The organism is Kitasatospora purpeofusca (genome assembly GCF_000718025.1).
Classification (GTDB): Bacteria; Actinomycetota; Actinomycetes; order Streptomycetales; family Streptomycetaceae; genus Kitasatospora; species Kitasatospora purpeofusca.
The window spans coordinates 534,834-553,203 of record NZ_JODS01000003.1 but is presented as its reverse complement, the minus strand read 5'-3'; the positions used below and the strand labels follow the sequence as shown (position 1 = coordinate 553,203).

The 18,370-nt window shown below is 74.9% G+C and carries 15 protein-coding genes; 2 read left to right on the top strand and 13 right to left on the bottom strand.

What is annotated here, in order from left to right; genetic code table 11:
• Positions 1–161: 161 nt before the first annotated feature.
• The 6 genes from topA to bldG all read right to left on the bottom strand — a co-directional run bounded on the left by topA (position 162) and on the right by bldG (position 7,682).
• Entirely contained in the window at positions 162–3,074 is a 2,913-nt protein-coding gene (gene topA, locus IF01_RS0108480; RefSeq protein WP_030392675.1) for a type I DNA topoisomerase, read from the bottom strand.
• 402 nt (positions 3,075–3,476) lie between these two features.
• On the bottom strand, positions 3,477–3,917 hold the full coding sequence (locus tag IF01_RS0108475; RefSeq protein ID WP_030392674.1) for a DUF3592 domain-containing protein: 441 nt from the start codon (positions 3,915–3,917) through the stop codon (positions 3,477–3,479).
• A 292-nt stretch (positions 3,918–4,209) separates the two neighbouring features.
• A complete protein-coding gene (locus IF01_RS0108470) occupies positions 4,210–5,742 on the bottom strand; it encodes a DUF7059 domain-containing protein (RefSeq protein ID WP_030392673.1) in 1,533 nt (510 codons plus the stop codon).
• A 150-nt stretch (positions 5,743–5,892) separates the two neighbouring features.
• Complete coding sequence (locus IF01_RS0108465; RefSeq protein ID WP_030392672.1) at positions 5,893–6,591, bottom strand: hypothetical protein; 699 nt, start codon at positions 6,589–6,591, stop codon at positions 5,893–5,895.
• 148 nt (positions 6,592–6,739) lie between these two features.
• Entirely contained in the window at positions 6,740–7,156 is a 417-nt protein-coding gene (locus IF01_RS0108460) for an ATP-binding protein (protein WP_030392671.1), read from the bottom strand.
• A gap of 184 nt (positions 7,157–7,340) precedes the next feature.
• Positions 7,341–7,682: an anti-sigma factor antagonist BldG gene (gene bldG / locus IF01_RS0108455; RefSeq protein ID WP_030392670.1), complete on the bottom strand. Its 342-nt coding sequence runs from the start codon at positions 7,680–7,682 to the stop codon at positions 7,341–7,343.
• A gap of 222 nt (positions 7,683–7,904) precedes the next feature.
• On the opposite strand from bldG, the gene sftH reads away from it, so the two are divergent.
• Positions 7,905–10,385 (top strand): DNA 3'-5' helicase SftH, encoded by a 2,481-nt coding sequence (sftH, locus tag IF01_RS0108450; RefSeq protein ID WP_078879775.1) that lies wholly within the window; start codon positions 7,905–7,907, stop codon positions 10,383–10,385.
• 24 nt (positions 10,386–10,409) lie between these two features.
• Here the strand turns inward: sftH and IF01_RS0108445 are convergent, their stop codons facing one another.
• The 7 genes from IF01_RS0108445 to ssd all read right to left on the bottom strand — a co-directional run bounded on the left by IF01_RS0108445 (position 10,410) and on the right by ssd (position 16,589).
• Positions 10,410–10,862: an Rv3654c family TadE-like protein gene (locus tag IF01_RS0108445; protein ID WP_051755018.1), complete on the bottom strand. Its 453-nt coding sequence runs from the start codon at positions 10,860–10,862 to the stop codon at positions 10,410–10,412.
• Positions 10,850–11,188: a TadE family type IV pilus minor pilin gene (locus IF01_RS41455; protein ID WP_037779216.1), complete on the bottom strand. Its 339-nt coding sequence runs from the start codon at positions 11,186–11,188 to the stop codon at positions 10,850–10,852. Before IF01_RS41455 ends, IF01_RS0108445 begins: the two co-directional genes overlap by 13 nt.
• Before the next feature lie 127 nt (positions 11,189–11,315).
• Positions 11,316–11,651 (bottom strand): DUF4244 domain-containing protein, encoded by a 336-nt coding sequence (locus IF01_RS45320; RefSeq protein WP_078879774.1) that lies wholly within the window; start codon positions 11,649–11,651, stop codon positions 11,316–11,318.
• Positions 11,652–11,752: 101 nt separating this feature from the next.
• Positions 11,753–12,577, bottom strand: a complete 825-nt coding sequence (locus IF01_RS0108430; RefSeq protein ID WP_030392665.1) for a type II secretion system F family protein — start codon at positions 12,575–12,577, stop codon at positions 11,753–11,755.
• Between the two features lie 122 nt (positions 12,578–12,699).
• Positions 12,700–13,836 carry a type II secretion system F family protein gene (locus IF01_RS41450; RefSeq protein ID WP_208624293.1) on the bottom strand — a complete coding sequence of 379 codons (1,137 nt, stop codon included), beginning with the start codon at positions 13,834–13,836 and terminating at the stop codon, positions 12,700–12,702.
• A gap of 225 nt (positions 13,837–14,061) precedes the next feature.
• Positions 14,062–15,465, bottom strand: a complete 1,404-nt coding sequence (locus IF01_RS0108420) for a TadA family conjugal transfer-associated ATPase (RefSeq protein WP_375340973.1) — start codon at positions 15,463–15,465, stop codon at positions 14,062–14,064.
• A gap of 2 nt (positions 15,466–15,467) precedes the next feature.
• Positions 15,468–16,589 carry a septum site-determining protein Ssd gene (gene ssd / locus IF01_RS0108415; protein WP_030392662.1) on the bottom strand — a complete coding sequence of 374 codons (1,122 nt, stop codon included), beginning with the start codon at positions 16,587–16,589 and terminating at the stop codon, positions 15,468–15,470.
• Between the two features lie 685 nt (positions 16,590–17,274).
• Here ssd and IF01_RS0108410 point away from each other — a divergent pair.
• A complete protein-coding gene (locus IF01_RS0108410) occupies positions 17,275–18,261 on the top strand; it encodes an HAD family hydrolase (RefSeq protein WP_255360201.1) in 987 nt (328 codons plus the stop codon).
• Positions 18,262–18,370: the final 109 nt, after the last annotated feature.

Here is an 18,370-nt window from a genome sequence, read left to right as displayed (position 1 = left end):
AAGAGGGGAGCACGGCTCCGGACGGGCGCCGCCACCGGGTTGTGACAGACCGCGTACGCCCCTGTCACGCCCCGCCCGCGAACGGGCCGGGCCCGCGACCACGAACGGGTCGGGCCCGCGCCGCCGGAGCGGACGCGGGCCCGGGTGCCACCGACCGGGGATCAGCCCTCGTCGGTGGCGGTGGACTTGCTCGCGGCGGTCTTGCCGGCCGCGGTCTTCGTGGCCGCCGTCTTGGCCGCCGCCGTCTTGGTGGCGGCCTTCTTCACGGTGGTGGTCTTCTTCGCCGCGGTCTTGGCCGCCGCGGTGGTCTTCTTGGCCGCGGTCTTGGTGGCGGTCTTCTTGGCCGCCGCCTTCTTCGCCGGGGCCTTCTTCGCCGTCTTCTTCACCGGCCCGCGCGCCCGCTTCTCGGCGAGCAGCTCGTAGCCGCGCTCGGGCGTGATGGTCTCGACCTCGTCGTCCTTGCGGAGCGTGGCGTTGGTCTCGCCGTCGGTCACGTACGGGCCGAACCGGCCGTCCTTGACCACCACCGGACGCTCGCTGACCGGGTCGGTGCCCAGCTCCTTGAGCGGCGGCGCGGCGGCGGCCCGGCCGCGCTGCTTGGGCTGGGCGTAGATCGCCAGCGCCTCTTCCAGCGTGACCGTGAACAGCTGCTCCTCGCCGGTGAGCGAGCGGGAGTCGGTGCCGCGCTTGAGGTACGGGCCGTAGCGGCCGTTCTGCGCGGTGATCTCCACGCCCTCCTGGTCGACGCCGACCACGCGCGGCAGCGAGAGCAGCTTCAGCGCCTCGTCCAGGGTGACGGTGTCCGGCGACATCGTCTTGAACAGCGAGGCGGTCCGCGGCTTGACCGCGTTCTTGCCGGTCTTGGGGGTGCCCTCGGGCAGGATCTCGGTGACGTACGGGCCGTAGCGGCCGTCCTTGGCGACCAGCATGTTGCCGGAGACCGGGTCCGGGCCGAGCTCGAAGTCGCCGCTGGGCCGGGCCAGCAGCTCCTCGGCGAGCTCGACGGTCAGCTCGTCCGGCGGCAGCTCGTCCGGGATGTCGGCGCGCTGGCCGGGCTCGCCCTCGACCTCGGAGGCGCGCTCCACGTAGGGGCCGTAGCGGCCGACCCGCAGGGTGATGTCGTCGCTGATCCGGAACGAGCTGATCTCCCGGGCGTCGATCGCGCCGAGGTCGGTGACGAGCTCCTTCAGACCGCCGAGGTGGTCGCCGTCGCCGTTGCCGGCCTCGGCGGCGCCGCCCGCGATCAGGCCCTCGCCGGCGCCCTCACCCGCGCCCTCACCGAAGTAGAAGCGCTTCAGCCACGGCACGGACTTCGCCTCACCGGCGGCGATCCGGTCGAGGTCGTCCTCCATCCTCGCGGTGAAGTCGTAGTCGACCAGCCGGCCGAAGTGCTTCTCCAGCAGGTTGACCACGGCGAAGGAGAGGAACGACGGCACCAGCGCCGTCCCCTTCTTGAAGACGTACCGGCGGCCGATGATGGTGTCGATGATCGAGGCGTAGGTGGAGGGGCGGCCGATCTCCCGGTCCTCCAGCTCCTTGACCAGCGAGGCCTCGGTGTAGCGGGCCGGGGGCTTGGTCGCGTGGCCCTCGGGGGTGAGCTGCTCGGCGGCCAGCGGGTCGCCCTCGGTGACCTGCGGCAGCCGGCGCTCGCGGTCGTCCAGCTCGGCGTTCGGGTCGTCGGCGCCCTCGACGTAGGCCTTGAGGAAGCCGTGGAAGGTGATGATCTTGCCGGAGGCGGAGAACTCGACGTCCCGGCCGTCGGCGGACCGGCCGCCCACCTTCACGGTGACCGACTGGCCGACCGCGTCCTTCATCTGGGAGGCGACGGTGCGCATCCAGATCAGCTCGTAGAGCCGGAAGTCGTCGCCGGACAGGCCGGTCTCGGCCGGGGTGCGGAAGCGGTCGCCGGACGGGCGGACGGCCTCGTGCGCCTCCTGGGCGTTCTTCACCTTGGAGGCGTAGGTGCGGGGCGCGTCCGGCAGGTAGTCGGCGCCGTACAGCTGGGTGACCTGCGCCCGGGCGGCGTTGATCGCCGTCTCCGACAGCGTGGTGGAGTCGGTACGCATATAGGTGATGAAGCCGTTCTCGTACAGCTTCTGGGCCACCTGCATGGTCCGCTTGGCACCGAAGCCCAGCTTGCGGCTGGCCTCCTGCTGGAGCGTGGTGGTGCGGAACGGCGCGTACGGCGAGCGGCGGTACGGCTTGGACTCGACGCCGCGCACCGCGAACGCGGTCTGCTCCAGGGCGGCGGCCAGCGCGCGGGCGGCCTGCTCGTCCAGGTGCAGGGTGCTGGCGCTGCCCGCCTTGAGCCGGCCGTCCTGGCCGAAGTCGCGGCCGCTGGCGATCCGCTTGCCGTCGACCGAGGACAGCCGGGCGCCGAAGTTCTCCGGGTTGGCGGCGTCGGCCGCGGTCCGGCCGGTGCCGAAGGTGCCGACCAGGTCCCAGTACGAGGCCGAGCGGAACGCCATCCGCTCCCGCTCGCGCTCGACGACCAGCCGGGTCGCCACGGACTGCACGCGGCCCGCCGAGAGCTTCGGCATGACCTTCTTCCACAGCACCGGCGAGACCTCGAAGCCGTACAGGCGGTCGAGGATGCGGCGGGTCTCCTGGGCGTCGACCAGGCGCTGGTTCAGCTCGCGCGGGTTGGCCACGGCCTCCTGGATTGCGGCCTTGGTGATCTCGTGGAACACCATCCGGTGCACCGGCACCTTGGGCTTGAGCACCTGCTGGAGGTGCCACGCGATGGCCTCGCCCTCGCGGTCCTCATCGGTGGCGAGGAAGAGCTCGTCGGACTCCGCGAGGAGCGACTTCAACTTGCTGACCTGGGACTTCTTGTCCGCGTTGACCACATAGATCGGGGCGAAGTCGTGGTCCACGTCCACCCCGAGGCGGCGCACCTCGCCGGTGTACTTGTCCGGGACCTCGGCAGCCGTGCTCGGGAGGTCGCGAATGTGCCCGACGCTCGCCTCGACGATGTAGCCGGGGCCAAGGTAGCCCTTGATCGTCTTCGCCTTGGCCGGCGACTCGACAATGACGAGTCGCTGTCCGTGCGCGGTCTCGCTGCTCGGGGACACCTTCGCTCTTCTCTCCCGGTCGTTATGTGAGCTGGTCGGCGCTGGCAGCACGGGCTGCGCTCCGCCCGACCCCTCCACCGACCCGGGGCTGCCGCTGTACGACGACCCCACCAGCGGAGTGTGACCGTACCCCGGCCACCCTTGTCAAACGGACGGTTCCCGCGATTTCACCGGCAAGGCCGACCGACGCCACTCGAACGGTAACCCGACGACGACGGATCGCGCCCTGCGGAGGGGGCTTCGGCGGGTTTCGAAGGATGGAATGACGGATTTCAAAATCTGTCAACGGAATATGGGTGCGTCCGGGCGTCGCGGATGGTAGGCGGTGGGCAGCGCCGCTCGGTCGGGGGGACCAGCAGGGGCTGGGCAGGGGCTGAGCAGGGGCCGGCTGGGGATTCGCGGCTAGGCCGCGGCGAGGAGCAGGACGGCTCCGGCGGCCAGGCAGCCGAGGCCGAGCGCCGTCCACAGCAGGTCGGCGACCAGGGGCCGGGGACCGGCCTCCTCCGCCGCCAGCACCGCGTGGCCCGGGCGACGCGGATCGTAGGCGATACGTACCGAACCGCCCGGTACGAGATGGGCCGGGCGGCGCAGCGGGGTGTGACCCCGGGGCCGGGTCAGCACCAGCTCACCGGCCTCGACGCCCGGCGCGCCCCCGGTCCGGCCGGCGGGGACCGGGCGGGTGGCGAAGGAGAGCAGGGGCGCGCTGTCCAGCGTCCCGTGGACGTCGGTCTCGGGGACCACGGTGGCGACGGCCGGCAGCCCCCGGCGCCGGATCCGGTGGCGCAAGCGCGCTTCGGCGGCGCACCAGAGCAGGAGTGCGCCGCCGAAGAGGGCGAGTATCACGCCACCCGCCGTCGCCGTCGTCGTTTCCACCCCGGCCGCCCCCAGTTCTGTCCACAGCCTGTGGACAGAGCCTCACAGTCCCGGACCAACAAGGGGGAGATGTTCGACGACTGCAGGGCGAACCAGGGGAAACGGTGGGGTGAACCGGGTGCCGTCGGCAGGCACCGACCACCGGGCGCCGGGGTACGCCGGGTGCCCGGCCCGGGTGCCTGCGGTCAGGACGGGTCGGGACCTGCTCAGAACGTCAGGGCCATGGCCGGGGACGTGGTCGGCGGCGTGGCCGGGGACGTGGTCAGGACGCGGGCTGGATGAACCCCTGCTCGGTGAGCAGCCGCAGCGACTCCGGCACCCGGTCACGCAGCACCACCCGGTCCTCGCCCAGCAGTTGCGCGATCGCGTCGACGATCTCGCCCGCCGACAGCGTCCCGTCGCAGACCCCGACGAAGCCCGCGCCCACCGTGTCCACCTTGGTGGCCCGCCGCATCCCGCGGTTGTGGCGCAGGACGACGTGCTCCGGGTCCTCCGCCCCCGGGGCGCCCACCTGCTCCTGGACCACTTCGTCGGCCAGTACGTACCGCGCCGCCAGCAGTCCCGCGTCGTCGTGGGTCCGCAGGAAGTCCTGCCGGTCGAACCACTCCTCGATGTGCGGGCCGAGCGGCTGCTCCACCGGGTGCGGCCACTCCTCCACCCGCACGGTCGGACGCTCGGCGCCGCCCGCGCGCAGGGTGATCCAGCCAAATCCGATGCCCTCGACCCGGCCGGCCTCGAAGGCGTCCAGCCACTCCCCGTACCGGGCCTGGTAGTCGCCGCCGGCACCGCGGTGGTCGCCGCCGTCGCGCAGCCACAGCTCCGCGTACTGGGCCACGTCCTGGACCTCGCGCTGGACGATCCAGGCGTCCAGCCCGGTCCCGGCCACCCAGCCTGCCAGCCGGTCCTGCCAGTCCTCGCCCTTGACGTGCTGCCAGTTGGCCAGCAGCTGGCAGTACCCGCCCGGCTCCAGGTGGTCGGCGGCCGAGCGGACCAGGCTGCGGCACAGGTCGTCGCCGGCCATCCCGCCGTCCCGGTAGGTGAACCGCCCACCCGGCGAGATCACGAACGGCGGATTGGAGACGACCAGGTCGAACCGCCGCTCCCCCACCGGCTCGAAGAGGCTGCCGGCGACGGTCTCCGTGTTGTCGAAACCGGACAGCGCCAGGGTCAGCTCGGTGAAGCGCAGCGCCCGCTCGTTGAGGTCGGTGGCGGTCACCCGCTGGGCGTGCCGGGCGGCGTGCAGCGCCTGCACACCCGAGCCGGAACCGAGGTCCAGCACCGAGCGGACCGGCCGGCGCACCGTGATGTTGGCCAGCGTGGTGGACGCGCCGCCCACCCCGAGCACGAGGTCCTTGCGGGCCACGCCGTGCGCGGTCTCCCCGGAGCCGATGCCGCCCGCGCCGCCGACCGCGCAGCCCAGGTCGGAGACCACCCAGGCGTCCGAACTCGGCAGCCCGTGCACCTCGTTCGCATAGGGCCGGACGTCCACGGTGGCGCGCACCGAGTCGCCGTCGGGGCGCAGCCAGCCGTCGGCCAGGCAGTCCTCCACCGGCAGCGCGGCGGCGGCCGCCCGGTAGGGCACCGGCTGCTGCAGCAGGAAGAGCCGCACCAGGGTCTCCAGCGGGCTGCCGCCACGGGTCGCCCGCAGCGCGGGCACCGCCTCGCTGCGGGCCAGCGCCGCGTACCCGGTGGGCCCGAGCAGGTCCAGGCAGCCGTCGGCGGTGTACGAGGCGGCGAGCAGCGCCTCGCGCAGTTTGGCGAGGCGGGTCGGGTCGAGAACGGGGCTACTGATCACCCCGCCATTGTCCCCCGCCCGCCCGGCTGTCCCGTCCCCAACACCGCCGCCCCCTCGGCCGATGACCGAGGGGGTGCGCGTCGGGGGCCCGTCGGGACCGGACGGTCGTGACAGGGCCGGTGGGCCTGACGGCCCCGGGTCGAAGCGGGATCAGCTCGCCGAGGCGGAGGGGGCCGGAGCGGACGGCGCCTGGGTACCGGGGGCATCGGTCGCCGCCGGGCTCGCACCGCCCGCCGTCCCGTCCGCGGGCGCTCCGGTGGCCCCGTCGGACGGTGCGCCGGTCGCCGGGGACGTCGGAGCGGCCGCGGCCGAACCCGGCTTGCAGCCCTCCTGCTTGGCCATCGCCGAACCCAGGTCGCCGCGCTGGAGCTTGCCCTGCGCCTGCGTGGAGAGCGAGGCCAGTTGCTGCACCTGGTCGGCCACACTCCGCAGCCCGTCGGCGAACTTCGCCTGGTCGGCGTTGGGGAGCGCGTCCAGCTTCTTCTGGACCTCCAGGTAGCCGTCGGCCGCCTTGGTGAGCTCGGTGACGGTGTCCTTCTGCAGGCTCGTGCCGTCGTCGACCTTGGGCGCACCGGCGCCGTCGATGGCGGCGGCGATGTCCTGGTTGGTCTTCGCCAGTCGGCCGATGTCCGCAGAGAGGCGCTTCTGGAGGTCGGCCGGGGCCTCGCCGGTCTTCACCTGGCCGGTGTCCGCCAGGGCGGTCTGCGCCTGGGCGATCGGGTCCTTGGCCGCGCCGCACACGTTCGCCGCCCAGGACTCCAGCTGCTTGCTGTTGTCGTCGCCGCAGCCGACGGCGCCGAACGCGAGCAGCGCCCCGAGCGCGGGTACGGCCAGCAGTCGCTTGTTCACCGGGAGAGCCCTTTCGGTTTCGGTCGTCGAACTGCGAACCTACACGGCCGCCGCTCGACCCCCGATTCCCGTTCGGACCCGCTCTTCCGCCTCTTCCGCCCGACCCCGGGCGCTCCTGCCCCGCCCGTCACGCAACCGCCCGTCGCACTCAGACGGCGAGCGCGTCCGCCGAGACCGGCCAGCTCATCCGGATCAGACCGCCGCCGGCGCCACTGGTGACCTCGAGGTCCTCCACCAGGCCGGTGAGCACGGCGAGGCCAAGGGTGTCCTCGTCCGGGTCGCCGCCGTCCGCCGCCGTGGCCGGGACGGTGTCGAGGCCCGCTTCGTCCTCGACCTCGATGAGGAAACGCTTCTCCTGGTCGACCAGCGCGACGCGCACCGCGCCGGTCACACCGCCGCGACGGTGCAGGCCGACCGCGCGCGAGCACGCCTCGCCGACGGCGAGGCGCACCTCGTCGAGCACCGACTCGTCGACCCCCGCCCGTCTGGCCACTGCCGCGGCCACCAGCCGGGCCGTCCGCACGTGCTCGGGGAGCGCGCTGAATCGAAGTTCGACGGTTGCCATGTCTTCCCCCTCGGGGTGTTCCGACCGAGGCCGGACATACGGCCCCGGTCGCTGCGGGCCGGCAACAGCCGACCCGGGGACGGCCGGACGGGCCGGGGCCACACGGCCCCGGTGCCCGGACGCATGAGGAACGGACGGGCCGGCCACGGAGGACCGGCCCGGTCCGGTCGATCGGGTCGACCGATCAGTCGGTCGCCTGGACCGCGTCCTCGACCGAGGTGTGGATCGGGAACACCTTGGTCAGACCGGTGATCCGGAAGATCTTCAGAATGCGCTCCTGGTTGCACACCAGGCGCAGCGAGCCCTCGTGGGCACGCACCCGCTTCAGCCCGCCCACCAGCACACCGAGGCCGGTGGAGTCCAGGAAGTCCACGCCCTCCATGTCGACGACGAGGTGGTAGCTGCCGTCGTTGACGAGCTCGACCAGCTGCTCGCGCAGCTTGGGGGCGGTGTACACATCGATCTCGCCGCCAACCTCGACGACCGTGCGGTCGCCGACTGTACGGGTCGACAGGGACAGGTCCACGGAACCTCCAGCACCTTGCCTTGCTACGTCATTGCGATCCTCGGCCGGACGGCCGTCACCGCATGGTCGCGAACCCCGGGCACACCCAGCGAATGCGTGGCAAGCCTCGGCGCTGCGACCCCCGGCCGTACGGCCGTCACCGCCACATTCAACCACTTGCGACCATGACCGCACGATGGCTTAGGACGATTCTCCGTCACGCCGGTGACACACTGGGTCCTCATGCCGCCGCGTCACAGCCTGCCCGAGGCACTGCTCATGACCCTGTCCACCGCCCGGGGGCGGTCGGACCGGCTCACCCATACGGAGCACCTTCCCGCCCGGCCCGCCCGTTATGCGCCGTGGCCCGACCGGATCCGGCCCGAGATCGTCTCGGCCGCCCAGGACCTGGGCGTCCGGGAGCCCTGGGCCCACCAGGCGGAGGCGATGAATCTGGCCAAATCCGGTCAATCTGTGGTGATCGCCACAGGAACCGCCTCGGGCAAGTCGCTCGGATACCTGGCGCCGGTGCTGTCCGACCTGCTGGACGGCACCGAGGCACGCAACGGCCGGGGCGCGACCGCGCTCTACCTCGCCCCCACCAAGGCACTCGCCGCCGACCAGCGCCGCCGGGCCGCGGAACTCGCCCCGCCCCGCGTCCGGGCCGCCCTGTACGACGGCGACACCCCGCCCGAGGAACGCGAGTGGGTCCGCCAGTACGCCTCCTACGTCCTCACCAATCCGGACATGCTGCACCGGGGCATCCTGCCCGCGCACGCCCGCTGGTCCTCCTTCCTCAAGACGCTCCGCTACGTCGTGGTCGACGAGTGCCACAGCTACCGCGGCGTGTTCGGCTCGCACGTGGCCCAGGTGCTGCGCCGGCTGCGGCGGATCTGTGCCCGTTACGGCTCCTCTCCCGTCTTCCTGCTCGCCTCCGCCACCACCGCCGACCCGGCCGTCACCGCCCGCCGGCTGACCGGCCTGCCCGCCGCCGCGGTCACCGACGACGCCTCCCCGCGCGGCCCGATGGTCTTCGGGCTGTGGGAGCCGCCCCTCACCGAGAACGTCGGCGAGCAGGGTGCGCCGGTCCGGCGGACCGCCACCGCCGAGGCCGCCTACCTGCTGACCGACCTGGTCGAGCGGGAGACCCGCACCGTCGTCTTCGTCCGCTCCCGGCGGGCCGCCGAACTCGTCGCGCTCCAGGCCCAGGACCAGTTGGGCCGCCCGCTCGCCGACCGGGTCGCCGCCTACCGTGGCGGCTACCTCGCCGACGAGCGCCGGACCCTGGAGCGCGACCTGCAGTCCGGCCGGCTGCTCGGCCTCGCCTCCACCTCCGCCCTCGAACTCGGGGTCGACATCTCCGGTCTGGACGCCGTCCTGATGGCCGGATACCCGGGGACCCGGGCCTCGCTCTGGCAGCAGGCCGGCCGGGCCGGGCGGGAGGCCCAGGGAGCGCTCGCCGTCCTGATCGCCCGGGACGACCCGCTGGACACCTACCTGGTGCACCACCCGGAGGCGCTGTTCGCCACCCCGGTCGAGGCCACCGTGCTCGACCCGGACAACCCGCACGTCCTCGCCCCGCACCTGTGCGCCGCCGCCGCCGAGCTGCCGCTCACCGACACCGACCTGGAGCTGTTCGGCCCCTCGGCCGCTCCGCTGCTGCCGGTGCTGGAGCGCCGCGGGCTGCTCCGCCGGCGCGGCGAGGCCTGGTACTGGACCCGCCGCGAGCGGGCCGCCGACGCCGTCGACCTGCGGGGCAGCGGCGGCAGCCCGGTGCAGATCGTCGAGGGGCCGACCGGCCGACTGCTCGGCACCGTGGACGCCTCCGCCGCCCACACCACCGTGCACACCGGGGCCGTCCACCTCCACCGGGGCCGGACCTATCTCGTCCGGGACTTCGACCTGGAGAACTCGGTCGCCCTGGTCGAGCCCGCCGACCCGCCCTACACGACCTCCGCCAGGGACATCACCTCCATCTCCGTGCTCTCCACCGACACCACCGTCGACTGGGGCGAGGGCCGGCTCTGCTTCGGTTCGGTGGAGGTCGTCAACCAGGTGGTCGGCTACCTCCGCAAGCGGATCTCCACCGGGGAGATCATGGGCGAGAGCAAGCTCGACCTGCCGCCCCGCACCCTGCGCACCCGGGCCGTCTGGTGGTCCGTCACCGAGGACCAGCTGATCGACGCGGACATCCCGCCCGACCAACTGCCCGGCGCCGCCCATGCCGCCGAGCACGCCTCGATCGGCCTGCTCCCGCTCTTCGCCACCTGCGACCGCTGGGACATCGGCGGTGTCTCGGTGCCGCTGCACCCCGACACCGGACTGCCCACCGTGTTCGTCTACGACGGCCACCCCGGCGGGGCCGGCTTCGCCGAACGGGGCTTCCGACGGGCCGTGCAGTGGCTGACCGCCACCCGGGAGGCGATCGCCGCCTGCGAGTGCGAGCGCGGCTGCCCGTCCTGCGTCCAGTCGCCCAAGTGCGGCAACGGCAACGACCCGCTCGACAAGGCGGCCGCCGTCCGGCTGCTGGACGTCCTGCTCGCCGGCGCTCCCGATACGTCCGGGACGGAGGCGGGGGCAGAGGCGGGGGACTCGGGGGTGGCGGAGGTGTACCCGGAAGTCGTTGGGACGGCGGAGGCAGGCGAGGAGGCCGCGACGGCCGAGACGGCCGACGGATCCACCGGCCGCCCGGAGGACCGACCCGCCGACCGACCGGCGGACTGACCGGCGGCCCGACCGGCCGGGGGCTCACGGGCTGCCTCCGGTCGGACCGGCCTCGCCCAGGGCGACCCGCGCATCCTCGTCCGTCGGCAGGACCGCAGCCCGAAGCGGTCCGGCGCGGGACCGGGCCCGGGCGGGACCGACCGGAAGTCGCACCGGCAGCCCCGTGACCGGCACCTCCGCCACCACCTCCACGGCGTCCGCCGGGAGGTCGGCCGCGCAGGAGACCACGGCGGCCGCCTGCGCCGCCGCCACGGCTCTCGCCCGGGCGCAGCCTCCGTCCGCGTCCACCAACAGCCGGTCGGCCGCCGCCAGCGCGGCCAGGTCCGCGGCGGACTCCGCGCGGTGGCGGGCCCCGACCACCGCGCCCAGGGAGAGCGCGGCGGTGAACGCCACACAGCCGATCAGCACGCCCGCCAGCACCCAGACCGTCGCCGAGCCGGTGTCCGACCGCCGCCGACGAGACCTCACCCCGGCCACGGACCACCACCTCCCTCCGCCCCTCGCAGGGTGTCCTCCCTGGCCGCGACCGCCGCGGCGCTCACCCGCACCGCGAGCACCTCCGCGAAGCGCCCAGGTGCCCCGTACGGCGCGTCCACGGTGACCCGGACGGTGTCGGGTGCCAGGTCGACCAGGACCGCCGCCCCGGGTGGCGCGGCCGCCCGGGCCACCCCGGCGGCATCGGCCTCCCCGCGCGCGGCCGCCCTGGCTCCCACTCGCGCCGCGTCGACACAGCGGAGTTGGGCGGCTGCCGCGAGGACGGCCCAGACCAGCAGCGCGACCAGCAGCACCAGCACCGGCAGCACGACGGCGGTCTCGGCGGTGACGAACCCGGCGTCGCCGCGCCGTCGCCCCTTCGGCGGCCTCGCTGGCCTAGGCGGCCTCGGCAGCCTCGGCTCCGGGGACGGCTCCGGGGTCGGCCCCGACGACTGGTCAGGTCGCATGGAGCGCCCGGTCCAGGGCGGCCTGCAGCGCCTCCATGACCGCCGCACTGGTCGCCACCTTGTAGAGCGCGGCCGCCACCGCACACGCCCCGAGCGTGCCGACCGCGTACTCCGACGTGGTCATTCCCGCGTCCGGACCGCCGAGACCGGTCCGGCCCCGACGCCGAACCGCACGCCGCAGCAGGAGCAGGACCAGGAAGCGGGCCGAGTGCCGGTCCCGGACCGCCGGCCTCCCGGGCGGGCGCCCCACGCCCGGCCTCGCGCCCACGCCCGTCATCCCCTTCACCGCGCCCGCCACGGCCACGGGACCGATCGCCAGGTTCATGAGTTCCTCCTTGCTTCGAAGCTTCGAATCCGACAAGAGACCGCCGCACCGGCGGCCGCGCCGACCGATCGGCAGACCGCCCCACGCACGTGGACGGTGCGTCACATCGACTGCGAAAAACGCGTGGTGAGCCCAACCACCACCGGGACGACACCGATCAGGACGAACGCCGGGAGGAAGCACAGCCCGAGCGGGGCCGTCGCAAGCACTCCCGCCCGCCTCACCCGGGCGTGCGCCGCCCGGACGGCCTCGGCCCGTTGGCCGCCGGCCAGCCCGGCCAGCGCCGTTGCCGCCGGGGCTCCGCTCAGGCTCGTCCGGACCAGGCAGCGGGCCAGCGGCGCCAGCGGCGGGTGCTCCTCCCCGAGCCGGTGCCAGCAGAGCTCCGGGGGCGCGCCCAGGGCGAGTTCGGCCGCCGTGGACAGCAGCCGGGGCCCCATCGGGGCGCCGACGCTCCCGCCCACCGCCGCGACGGCCGCCGCCGGCGAGGCGGCCGAACCGAGGCAGGCCGCCAGAAGTTCGGCGGTGAGCGGCAACTGCCGCAGCAGTCGTGCCTCGTCCAGCTCGGCCCGCCGCTCCGCCGGTGACCTCGCCCGGGGCAGCCACCGGTGCAACCCGGCCGCCAGCAGTGCGCCCGTCACCAGACCCGCCGTGCCGCCGAGGAAGGCCGCCGCTCCGAGCCCGGCGCCCAGCGCCGTCGCCGCACGTCGGACCCGCCCCGACAGGGCCGCACTCTCGCCGGTCGTCGGCCGGCGCCGCGGCGTCCTCCCGGCGGCCCGCCCCCGGCGCGGCCGCTCCTCCTCGTCCAGCAGGGCGGCCGCCCTCCGACCCGCACGCCACCGGCGCCGGGCCCGGCCACCGGCCGTCGCTCCCGCCAGCACCGCCACGACGCACACCAACGGTGCCGCGCGCTCGGTCACCCACTCCATCCGTGTCCCTCCTCCCGCCCGACTCCCTCCTGTGTGACCACCACTGCGCCCACCGCTGCGGCCGCCCTCGCGGGCCGGCACGCGCCCCGGCGCCACCACGCACGCCCGACCCAGCACCCGGGTCACCACGGCAGCACCTCCCGCTGGAACGCCCCGCTCGGCCGCGCCGGCCCGGACCGGGCGCGGACCCGGGTGCGGGTGATCCCGCAGCGCCACTCCTCGGGCCCCTCCCCGCCGCTCCCGCCCGGCCCCCGGCCCGACGCCTGGCCCGACTCATGACCCGACTCACAGCCCGGGGCGGCCACCAGCGCACCGTCGGCGGCCGCCCCGACGATGCGGGCCGTCCAGACCAGGCCCAGCCCCTCCAGGACCGCGCCCACCGCCAGGGAGGCCAGCCCGGCGGGTGTGTGGAGCAGCACCTCCAGCGGCCGGGCACCGAGCGCCGCGCCGAGCAGCAGCCCCGCCAGCGGCAGGGCCGCCAGGACCGCGATCGTGGTGCGCGGCGCCGCGAGTTCGGCGGCGATCTCCTCCGCCAGCGCCCGTTCGACGCGCAGCGCCTCGGCCACCCCGTCGAGCCCGGCCGCCAGACCCGAACCACCGGTGGAGGCGACCTCCCAGCAGGCGGCCACCGCCGCCGCCCCGCTCCCGCCCGGCCGTTCGGCGAGCAGCCGGAACGCCGCGGGGACGTCCGCGCCGTACCGGCCGGCCGCGAGGCGGGCCACCGGCTCGGCACCGATCCGCTCCAGCGCCGACCGGTCGGCCGCGATCCTCGTGGTCACCAGGTGGAGCGCCTGCTCGGGTGTCGCCCCGCCGCGCAACTCGCCCGCCAGTCCGGCGCACAGCTCCACCACAGCGGCCGAGCGGTACCGCGCCTCGGCCGCCGCAGCGCGGCGCGACCGCCACCTGCGGGCCGGCAGGACGGCGGGGAGCGCCGCCAGCACCGGGACGGGCGACGCCGTCGCCCACCCCACCGCCAACCCGCCGGGCACGAGCAGCAGTTCCGGCGCCCGCCGAACAGCCCGCCAGGGACCGCCCGACCACCGCACGACCGCTCCCACCGCTCGCGCCCCCGTACGCCCTTCGCCGTCGCCCCCACTCCTGCCTCTGCTCCCGCCGGAGTCGCCCGCGGCCCCGGTCAGCACCGCACCGGCCCGACGAGCACCCGCCAACTGCCCCTGCAGCCGCCACCACCCCGCCACCGCGACGACGGCCATCACCAGCCAGCACCCCAACACAATCCCGTACAGCTCCAAAGCCATTGCCGCCCTCCTCGTCCCGAACACCACATCCACCACCGCACCGACCACCGCAACGAGCACCGCGCCGGCCGACAGGCCGTCCACGACACCGAGCGCGACACCGGCCGCGACCACCGCCCGACCGCCGTCGGCCCCTCCACCCGCTCCCCGGCCCGAGAAGCAGCAGCGCACCCACCGCGCAGCCGCACAGCATCAGCAGGAACACCCCCTCCACCGGCCCCGCCGTCACGGCGGCCCGTCCACGAGCACGACCCCGCGGGCGGCGAGCAGCCGCCCGAGCCGGGACCAGCCGGGCCCCGCCACCGTGCCGCCGTCCGCCGTGAACGTCACGGCGGGCGTGGTGACGGCCAACCCGTGCCGGTCACCGCCCAGGGTGTGGATCTCGGCGACCCGGCGCCTCCCGGTGCCCGGTTCCCGCACCAGGTGCACCACCAGGTCGAGGGCCGCCCGGAGCTGGCTGTGCAGGGCCGGCCGGTCCATCCCGGCCAGCGAGCCGAGCGCCTCCAGCCGGACCGGTACGTCCGCCGCCGTGTTGGCGTGGACCGTCCCGGTGCCGCCCTCGTGGCCGGTGTTGAGGGCGGCCAGCAGGTCGGCCACCTCGGCGCCGCGCACCTCGCCGATCACCAGCCGGTCGGGCCGCATCCGCAGCGCCTGGCGGACGAGGTCCCGCAGGGTCAGCTCGCCCAGCCCCTCCTGGTTGGGCGGCCTGGCCTGGAGCCGCACCACGTGCGGGTGGTCGGGCAGGAGCTCGGCGGAGTCCTCGGCGACGACGATCCGCTCCTCCGGACCGACCAGGCCGAGCAGCGCCGCGAGGAGCGTGGTCTTCCCGGTGCCGGTGCCCCCGCTGACCAGCAGCGAGAGCCGGGCCCGCACGACGGCGGCCAGCAGTTCGCCGCCGCGCGGCGGGAGTGCCCCGCCCGCCACCAACTCGTCGACGGTGAAGGGCCGGGAGCGGCACACCCGCAGCGAGATGTGGGTGCATCCGGCGGCGATCGGCGGCAGGACGGCGTGCAGTCGCGTGCCGTCCGGCAGCCGGGCGTCCACCCAGGGCCGCGCGTCGTCGAGCCGCCGACCGGCCGCCGTGGCGAGGCGGTGGGCCAGCCGCCGCACCGCCTCGGCGTCGGCAAACCGGACGCCGGTGGCCCGGCGCAGTCCGCCGCCCCGGTCGAACCAGATCTCGTCCGGCCCGTTGACCAGGACGTCCGTGACATCGGGCGCCGCCAGCAGCCGCTCCAGCGGGCCCGCGCCCACCAGTTCGGCGCACAGCGAGCGCACGGTGTCGAGGACGTCGTCACCGCCGAGCGGCGGCCGGGCGGCCCGCAGGGCGGTCGCCACCGAACCGGCGGTCGGCACGGCCCCGGACTCGGCCAGCCGCAGGCGGACGGCGTCCACCAGCGCGGCGGCGCGCTCCTCCCGCGCCGTCCGCCCGTAGGGGTTCGGTTCCGGCCCCGGCCGCGCCGCCGGGCCGCTCCCGGGGCCGGGCAGGCCCCGCAGTACCCGCCGCTCACCCGGTCCGTCACCCCCGTGCCCCGACCGGTACCCGCCCGACGGGGCCGCTCCACCGGCCCCGCCGGTGCCCGGCCGTCCGCCGCCGGGTTCCCCGGCCCCGCCGGCCCTCCGCAGTCGCACCATCAGTACACGCCCCCTTCGACCGCCGGCACCGTCGGCAGCACCTCGTCGAGGAAGGCCCCGCAGAACCTGGCGAGCGGCCCGCCCTCGCGGATGCCGGGCGGCACCCCCTGCTCGAGGTCGACGGCCAGGCCCGGCTCCGGATCCAGCACCCCGGCGAGCTGCATCCGCAGCCCCCGGGCGATCCGGTGCGCGGGGAGCCCGAACGGCCCCGGCGGACGCACCACCGCCCGCACGTCGTCGAGCCGCATCCGCACGGACGCGGCCACCCGGTCGGCGGCCGCCACCGCCCTCAGCTCCGCCGGCACCACCAGCAGCGCCGTGTCGGACTGCTCCAGCGCCTGCCCGGCCGCCGGGTCCAACCGCCGGGGCACGTCGACCACCACCAGGCCGCCGCCCCGGCGCGCGGCGGCGAGGACGCTGCGCATGGCCTCGGGCGGCACTGCCGGGGTGTCGCCGCGGTCCCAGGACAGGCAGGCCAGCGTGCCGAGCCGCTTGAGCGCGGGCAGCGCCCGGGCCAGCTCGGCGCCGCTGACCCGGCCCCGGGAGCCGGCGAGGTCCGGCCAGCGCAGCCCCGCCGCCGTCTCGCCGCCGAGCAGGATGTCGAGCCCGCCGCCGAGCGGGTCGCCGTCGACGAGGACGGTGCGCAGGCCGCGGCGCGCGGCGGTGACCGCGAGCGCGCAGGCCAGGGTGGAGGCACCCGCGCCGCCCCGGCCGCCGAGGACGGCGACGGTGCGGGCGGGCGGGCCGACGCCCTCGACGGCGTCGGCGATCCGGTCGAGCAGCCAGGTCTCCGCGTCCGGCAGGAACAGCACGTGCTCCGCGCCGAGTTGGACGGCCCTGACCCAGACGCCCGCGTCGTCGAGGTCCAGCCCGAGCAGCAGCACCCCCGGTCGGCGGGGCATCGCGGCGCAGTGCCCGGCCCGGTCGTCGCCGACCAGGACCAGCGAGGCCTCCTCCCAGAGCTCGCGCGGCGGCGCGCCCCGGATCAGCCTCGGATCGGTGCCGGCCGCCGCGCAGATCCGCAGCAGGTGCTCGGCCAGGGCGTCGTTCCCGGTGAGAACGAGCGGCCGGGCGGGCTCGGGCCCGCCGGTGGCGGCGTGGTCGGTGATGGGCTTCGACATGGCGGCTCCCCTGTCCCGGTGCCCGGCCGCGCACAGCGGCCGGGCACACCTACGAAAGGTCCGGCAGCCGGCCGGGGGCCCGAGGGATCGGGCCCGGCAACCGCTGCCGGGCCTCACGTTGGACGGTGATCCCGATTCCGTCCTCCGGGTTCCGATTCCCTGTGGACAACTCGGGGGCTGTGGAGGAAAACGTTCACCCGGACGGGGGGCTATTGGACAAAGAATTGACTAATCGGGCTCACCGAGATGAACCGCCATAGCTGGCGGGGCGGGATAGCGACGCACGCACCGGGTACTCCCCGGAGCAGGTCCGAGCCTCATTCCAGGGGTGGCGGCTCCGGAGCGTGACATGACCAAAGCTCTACGGAGAGTGACGAAAACGTCGAGACAGTCGGGCGGGCCGACACCCCCTGTAGAGATCGCCCGGATCAACCGGCGGATCCGCCGGGCCGGCCGCCCGAGCCCCGAAAATGGCTCCGGACGTGCGACGACCCCCGCCGGGGGGGAGAGCGGGGGTCGTCTATCCACGGCCCGACTCGGGGGGGAGGAGCCGGACCGGGTTAGCACGGTCGCGAACGATCCGTGACTTCCATGGTGTACCCGAGCGGCCAGAAACACAAACCCGCACGCCCGCGAGTACGCCGAATGGCGGGCAGTTTTGCGGAGCCCTCTATCCTCGGTTCCCGTGGACACCACCGAGAACGCCGACGAGTACGCCGACGAGTCCCCGGACTCCACCGCCGCAGCCTCCGCCGGAACCGACGGGGCCCCCGGGGCCGACGGGACGGCCGTGACCGGCGCGCGGCCCGGAGGGACCGGCTCCGGCCCGTCCGCGCCCCGTCCGGCGGCCGCGCGCCCGCGCCCGGCCGGTCCGCGGACCGCCGCCTTCTTCGACCTGGACAAGACGATCATCGCCAAGTCGAGCGCCCTGGCGTTCAGCCGTCCGTTCTACCAGGGCGGCCTGATCAACCGTCGGGCCGTCCTGCGAAGTGCGTACGCCCAGTTCGTCTTTCTGGTGGGCGGCGCCGACCACGACCAGATGGAGAAGATGCGGCAGTACCTCTCCGCGCTGACCCGGGGCTGGAACGTCCAGCAGGTCCGCGAGATCGTCGCCGAGACGCTGCACAACCTGATCGATCCGATCATCTACGACGAGGCCGCCTCGCTCATCGAGCAGCACCACGCGGCCGGGCGGGACGTGGTCATCGTCAGCAGCTCCGGATCCGAGGTGGTCGAGCCGATCGGCGCGCTGCTCGGCGCGGACCACGTGATCGCCACCCGGCTGCAGATCGAGGACGGCTGCTACACCGGCGAGATCGAGTACTACGCCTACGCCGAGAACAAGGCCGCCGCCATCCGGGAGTTGGCCGAGGTCGAGGGCTACGACCTGGCGGAGTGCTACGCCTACAGCGACTCGTCGACGGATCTGCCCCTGCTGGAGGCCGTCGGCCACCCGTCGGCGGTCAACCCCGACCGGGCGCTGCGCAAGGAGGCGCTGGCGCGGGAGTGGCCGGTGCTGGTCTTCGACCGGCCGGTGGAACTCCGGCGGCGGCTCCCGGAGTTCTCGGCGCCGAGCCGCTCGGTGCTGACGGCGGTGGCGGTCGGCGCGGCGGTCCTGACGGCCGGCGCGGTCTGGTACGCGACCCGCCGGCGCCGCCGCCTGCCGGCCTGACCCGGCGGGGCCCCGACCGAGGCGGCACCGGCCCGACACCCCTTGGACAAAACGGGCAAAAGTCGAAGACTTCTCATTTCGGGTTCCCCTTTCGCCCGAAACGCGATAC